We start from the raw sequence: 5,341 nt of genomic DNA on the forward strand, positions 1-5,341 counted from the left end.
TGAGCTGGAGATATACCTCCCGCTCACGAGTCAGGCGACGACCGCCCCCTCCATGTCTGACCTTGCGGACCTCGAAGTCCATCGCATCCCCTGAGCTGGGGTGTTGCGACGACTACTAGAACTCAAGAGGTCCTCGCGGGGGCTCCCTTCTTTCCGCCTGCCGTTCGTGAAGGGTGAGAAGACGATCACGAGGCAGGACGCTTCACGGCCTCAGGGGGCCAGCAGCAGTACATCCGCCCGGGACTTGGCGGCCTCGTAACGGCGGGCCACGTCCTGCCAGTTGACGACCTGCCACATCGCCTCGACGAAGTCGACCTTCTGGTTGCGGTACTGCAGGTAGAAGGCGTGCTCCCAGGCGTCGAAGACGAGGATCGGGGTGGCGCCCTGGCCGACGTTGCCCTGGTGGTCGTAGACCTGCTCCACGATCAGCCGCCCGCTCAGCGGCTCGTACGCGAGCACGCCCCAGCCGGAGCCCTGCGTGGTCGCGGAGGCCTTGGACAACTGCGCCCTGAACTTCGCGAAGGACCCGAAGGACTCGGTGATCGCGTCCGCGAGCTCACCCACGCCGTCCTGCGCCAGCGGCTCGCCGCCGCCGTCCTTCGGACCGGTCATGTTCTGCCAGTAGATGCTGTGCAGGATGTGCCCGGAGAGATGGAAGGCCAGGTTCTTCTCCAGGCCGTTGACCGATCCCCACGTCTCCTTGTCCCGCGCCTCGGCCAACTGCTCCAGCGTGTCGTTGGCGCCCTTCACATAGGCGGCGTGGTGCTTGTCGTGGTGCAGCTCGATGATCTCGGGGCTGATCACGGGGGCGAGCGCGGAGTAGTCGTAGGGCAGTTCGGGCAACGTGTAGACGGGCATGGGCGGGATCCCCTCCGGACTCTTATTGCAAAAAGCTTGCAACTGCACGCTAGCAGCAGGAGGGGTCGCGGGGTGGCCCGGGAACGCGAGAGGCCCCCGCGTGTCGCGGGGGCCTCTCGCGGTGAACTTCCTACTGCCGGCTGCGGGCCTTCTGCCACCCGTACCCGACCGCCGCCAGCACCAGGATCATCCCGCCCGTCGAGTACAGCTGCACCCGCGTGTCCGGCTCCCGGGCCATCAGGACGAAGACCGCGGCCATACCGGCCAGGGCGACCCAGGTCAGCCACGGGAACGCCCACATACGCACGGCCAGCTTCTCGGGGGACTCGCGCTCCAGGCGGCGGCGCAGGCGCAGTTGCGAGACGGCGATGAAGATCCAGACGGCCAGGATCACCGCGCCGATCATGTTCAGCAGCCAGGCGAAGACGTCGTCGGGCCTCCAGTAGCTCAGCAGCACGCACAGGAAGCCGAACACCGAGGACGCCAGCACGGCGACCCGCGGCACCCCGCCCGAGACCCTGCCCAGCCCCTTCGGGCCCTGGCCGCGCTCAACCAGCGAGTACGCGATGCGGGAGGCACCGTAGATGTTGGCGTTCATCGCCGACAGCAGGGCGACCAGCACCACCACGTTCATCAGCTGGCCGGCGCCCGGGATGCCGAGCTCGTCGAGGGCGGCGACGTACGGGCCCTTCTCGACGACCTCCTTGGAGTCCCAGGGGACGAGGGTGACGATGACGGCCATCGAGCCGATGTAGAACAGCGCGATGCGCCACATCGCCGTACGGACCGCGCTCGCGACGCCCTGGACGGGGTTCTCCGACTCGGCCGCCGCGATGGTGACCGTCTCCAGGCCGCCGTAGGCGAAGACCGAGGCGAGCAGGCCGATGACCAGGCCCTCGCCGCCGTTCGGCAGGAAGTCCGTGAGGTGGCTCGCGCCCGGCGATTCCGTGCCGGGCAGGATTCCGAGGATCGCCAGGACACCCAGCACCAGGAACAGGGTGATCGCGCCGACCTTCAGCGCCGCGAACCAGAACTCGAACTCGCCGAAGTTCTTCACGGCCGCGAGGTTCGTGCCGCAGAAGACGACCATGAACAGCGCCACCCACGCCCACTCCGGCGTGCCCGGCAGCCAGCCGCTGACGATCTTCGCGGCGCCGATGCCCTCCAGGCCGACGGCCGTGCAGAGCAGCACCCAGAAGGACCAGCCGGCGGTGAACCCGGCCCAGGGGCCGATCGCCCGCTCGGCGTGCGCCGAGAACGACCCCGACGACGGATACGCGGCCGACATCTCGCCGAGCATCCGCATCACCAGCATCACGAGGACACCGGAGAGGGCGTAGGCGACCACGATCGACGGACCGGCCGCTGCGATACCGGCACCGGAGCCGACGAACAGACCGGCTCCGATCACCCCGCCGAGCGCGATCATCGACAGGTGGCGCTGCTTCAGGCCATGGGAGAGGGAGACGCCGTCCGTGCCGGTCGGCGTCTGAGTGGTGCTGCTGGGCATGGGCGCGGCTCGTCCAATGCGTGAGGGCGTACGAGGGCAAAAACGCCGCCAGTTTCGGTCGCCTCCCCGTCGGCACGAGGAGGCATCCCACCATGTGGACGGTCGCGTCGCTCTGTGTGGCTGGGCGGCGACCGGAGTGCCGTGTGAGGCGTCGCCCCCGATGGCGCAGCTCTCCGTGCCCTCCGCCTCACGGGGACGCCCGCGGCGAGCGTCACCCGGTGCAGGCGGCGGGGTCGGCCGCAGAGATGGCGGACGCGGAGCCTTTGGGGGAAACCTACAGAGGTACGCCCTCCGCCTCTCGTGGTGCAGGGCACCCCATCACCGTGACCGGTATCACGCGCGGTCGCTGTAACCGGCACGCTTTGTGCGAAGCCGACCAACGGCCGGTCCATGCCTTTGTGGACGGCTGACGGTGATCGGGCCGGGCGCGCTGGGATAGCGTCACGATGTCCCACCGGCCCTCACCCTCGCGGAGTCCCCATGAGCACCGCTGCCGCCACACCCGCCCGCGCCGGGCAGGTCCTCGCCGACCTGCTCCCCTCCTCCCGAGTCCGGGACGCGGCCCTCGTGCTCGGCGGCGCCGCGCTCACCGGCCTCGCCGCCCAGATCTCCGTGCCCGTGCCGGGCTCCCCGGTGCCGGTGACGGGCCAGACCTTCGCCGCACTGCTCGTCGGCACGTCCCTCGGTGCCGGCCGCGGCTTCCTCGCGCTCGCGCTGTACGCCCTCGCGGGCATCGCCGGTGTGCCGTGGTTCGCCGGCGCCTCCTCCGGAGTCGCCCCCTCCTTCGGCTACATCCTCGGCATGATCCTCGCCACCGTCGTCGTCGGAGCCCTGGCCCGCCGCGGCGCCGACCGCTCGATGCTGCGCATGGCCGGCACGATGCTGGTGGGCGAGGCGATCATCTACGCCATCGGCGTGCCCTACCTGGCCCTCGCCACCGGCATGTCCGCAACCGCCGCGATCGCGGCCGGCCTCACACCGTTCCTCATCGGCGACGCGCTGAAGGCGGCGCTCGCGATGGGTGCCCTGCCCACGGCCTGGAAGTTCGCGAACAAGCGCTGACCGCACGGGCGTTGCACAGAGGCCCGCCGGGGGCGATGTCCCCCGGCGGGCCTCTGTGCGTTCCGCACGGCGCGACAGCGGCCGGTTCAGACCTCCTGGGCCCCGGTCCGCCGCCGCTGCGACCACCACATTCCGGCCACGCCCGCAGCGAGCAGCGACGCCCCGGCCGCGCCCAGCGGCAGCAGATCACGGGCCGGACCGGTCTTCGGCAGTTCCTTGCCGCCCGGCCCCGCAGGTTCGTTGTCGGTACCGAGCAGCAATGGCGTGGCCGGGGCGTCCGGCGACGGGTTGCTCGTGCCGAACGGCACCGGGCCCTGCTGCCAGAAGGTCTTCTTCCCGTCGCCCGTCTGTACGGGCAGGCAGATCTTCCCGGTCTTGCCGAGGTCGAACGTCGCGTCTACGGCGAACGACCTCGACTTACCGGCCGCGAGATTGTCGAGCGGGCATGCGAATCCACTGTTCGAGCCCTCCGGAAGTCCGTTCTCGGGTAGCGCAGAACATCCCCGGACACCCTTGACGACAAGCCCGTCGAAACCGACGACCAACAGCCTGATCTTCCCGCTGTCCTTGCTCCCCTCGTTCTTCACCGTGGCGGTAATCTCCGTCTTTTCCGAACCGTTGTCGACCGAGATCTTCCCGGGCAGCAGCGTGGTGAGCTTCACCCCCGCCGGTGCCTCGTCAACCGCCTTTCCCCCCTTGCCGCTCGGCGGCCCTTCGTCCTCCGCACCGGCTGTGCCGGAAAGGATCAACACCGCCGAGAAAGATGCCATGACCAGCGATCCCGCGACCGCTGTCGAACGACGAGAACTCATGTTCGTCCCCCCTTGCGTCCCCCAGTACTGCGCCTGAATTCGCAGCACTGAAAGAGGTACCACAAGATTTCGTCGCACTATCCTGGTGCGGCGCGAAGTGTGACCGTTGTGTTTCACTGGAGTTGGTCGCGGCGTCGTGGAGGGGGTGCAGCGGATTGCCGGGAAATGCGAACAGCGGCGGTGTTCCAGGGATATTGGTGACGGGACGCTATCGGTTGGTCGAAAGTATCGGCCAGGGGGGAATGGGGCGCGTGTGGCGAGCCGCCGACGAAATACTCGACCGGCCGGTCGCCGTCAAGGAAATGCGGATCGACGGTCTCGACGCGGAGGACAGCAGGACCCGCCGCGAACGCACCCTGCGAGAGGCCAGGGCCACGGCCCGGATCGACCATCCCAACGTCGTGCGGGTCTACGACGTGGTCGACGAAGGCGAACGCCTCTGGATCGTCATGGAGTTGGTAGTGGGCCGCTCCCTCGAACGGATCCTCGCGGAGACGGGCCCGCTGGGCCCCGGCGAGACCGCCCGCATCGGACTCGGTCTGGTGGCCGCGCTGCGGCAGGTGCATGAACGGGGCGTACTGCACCGCGACATCAAGCCCGGCAACGTACTCGTCGAGCACGCGGAGGGGGTGGCCGGATCCGGACGCGGCAACGGCACCGGTTACGGCCGCGGAGGGCGAATCGTCCTCACGGACTTCGGAATCGCCGCGATCCAGGACGCCAAGGCGCTCACGATGGTCGGCATGCTGGTCGGCTCGCCCGACTACATGGCCCCCGAGCGCATCTCCGGCCGTCCCCAGGGCCCGCCGTCCGACATCTGGTCCCTGGGCGCGACCCTCTGCGCGGCCCTGGGCGGTCGCTCCCCGTTCTCCCGCGACACCACGCTCGCGACGCTGCACGCGGTCCTGTACGAGGAGCCGGAACTCCCCGTCTCGGCAGGCCCGTTGCGGGACATGCTGACGTCCCTGCTGGCGAAGGAGCCGTCGGCCCGCCCGGACCTGGAGGCGCTGGAGGGAGCACTGCGACCGGTGGCGTTCTCGGCCCCGACACCGACGGTCGCGGTGGGGCCGCGGGCCTCCCGTCGATCCGCCCCCGCCCC

The 5,341-nt window shown here is 69.6% G+C and carries 5 protein-coding genes; 2 read left to right on the forward strand and 3 right to left on the reverse strand.

Annotated elements, in window-relative coordinates:
- Positions 1 to 210: 210 nt before the first annotated feature.
- Together C1J00_RS37650 and C1J00_RS37655 are read right to left on the reverse strand one after the other, a co-directional pair.
- The gene (locus C1J00_RS37650) at positions 211 to 858 is read right to left on the reverse strand and encodes a superoxide dismutase (protein ID WP_102913401.1); all 648 of its coding nucleotides are present in this window, start codon (positions 856 to 858) and stop codon (positions 211 to 213) included.
- Between the two features lie 130 nt (positions 859 to 988).
- On the reverse strand, positions 989 to 2,368 hold the full coding sequence (locus C1J00_RS37655) for an amino acid permease (RefSeq protein ID WP_102913402.1): 1,380 nt from the start codon (positions 2,366 to 2,368) through the stop codon (positions 989 to 991).
- A 480-nt stretch (positions 2,369 to 2,848) separates the two neighbouring features.
- Here C1J00_RS37655 and C1J00_RS37660 point away from each other — a divergent pair, with 480 nt between their 5' ends.
- Positions 2,849 to 3,430 (forward strand): biotin transporter BioY, encoded by a 582-nt coding sequence (locus C1J00_RS37660; RefSeq protein WP_102913403.1) that lies wholly within the window; start codon positions 2,849 to 2,851, stop codon positions 3,428 to 3,430.
- An 86-nt stretch (positions 3,431 to 3,516) separates the two neighbouring features.
- On the opposite strand, the gene C1J00_RS37665 is transcribed toward C1J00_RS37660, so the two are convergent.
- Positions 3,517 to 4,242 (reverse strand): LPXTG cell wall anchor domain-containing protein, encoded by a 726-nt coding sequence (locus C1J00_RS37665; protein ID WP_102913404.1) that lies wholly within the window; start codon positions 4,240 to 4,242, stop codon positions 3,517 to 3,519.
- Between the two features lie 242 nt (positions 4,243 to 4,484).
- Between C1J00_RS37665 and C1J00_RS37670 the strand changes: the two genes are divergently transcribed.
- The coding region (locus C1J00_RS37670) for a serine/threonine-protein kinase (RefSeq protein WP_245936663.1) at positions 4,485 to 5,341 on the forward strand (857 nt) is incomplete at its 3' end.

The organism is Streptomyces cahuitamycinicus (genome assembly GCF_002891435.1).
GTDB classification, from domain to species: domain Bacteria; phylum Actinomycetota; class Actinomycetes; order Streptomycetales; family Streptomycetaceae; genus Streptomyces; species Streptomyces cahuitamycinicus.

Coding starts and splice junctions, on each gene's coding strand:
- C1J00_RS37665 (WP_102913404.1), bottom strand. CDS start 4,242: ATGAGTTCTCGTCGTTCGACAGCGGTCGCGGGATCGCTGGTCATGGCA.
- C1J00_RS37650 (WP_102913401.1), bottom strand. CDS start 858: ATGCCCGTCTACACGTTGCCCGAACTGCCCTACGACTACTCCGCGCTC.
- C1J00_RS37655 (WP_102913402.1), bottom strand. CDS start 2,368: ATGCCCAGCAGCACCACTCAGACGCCGACCGGCACGGACGGCGTCTCC.
- C1J00_RS37660 (WP_102913403.1), top strand. CDS start 2,849: ATGAGCACCGCTGCCGCCACACCCGCCCGCGCCGGGCAGGTCCTCGCC.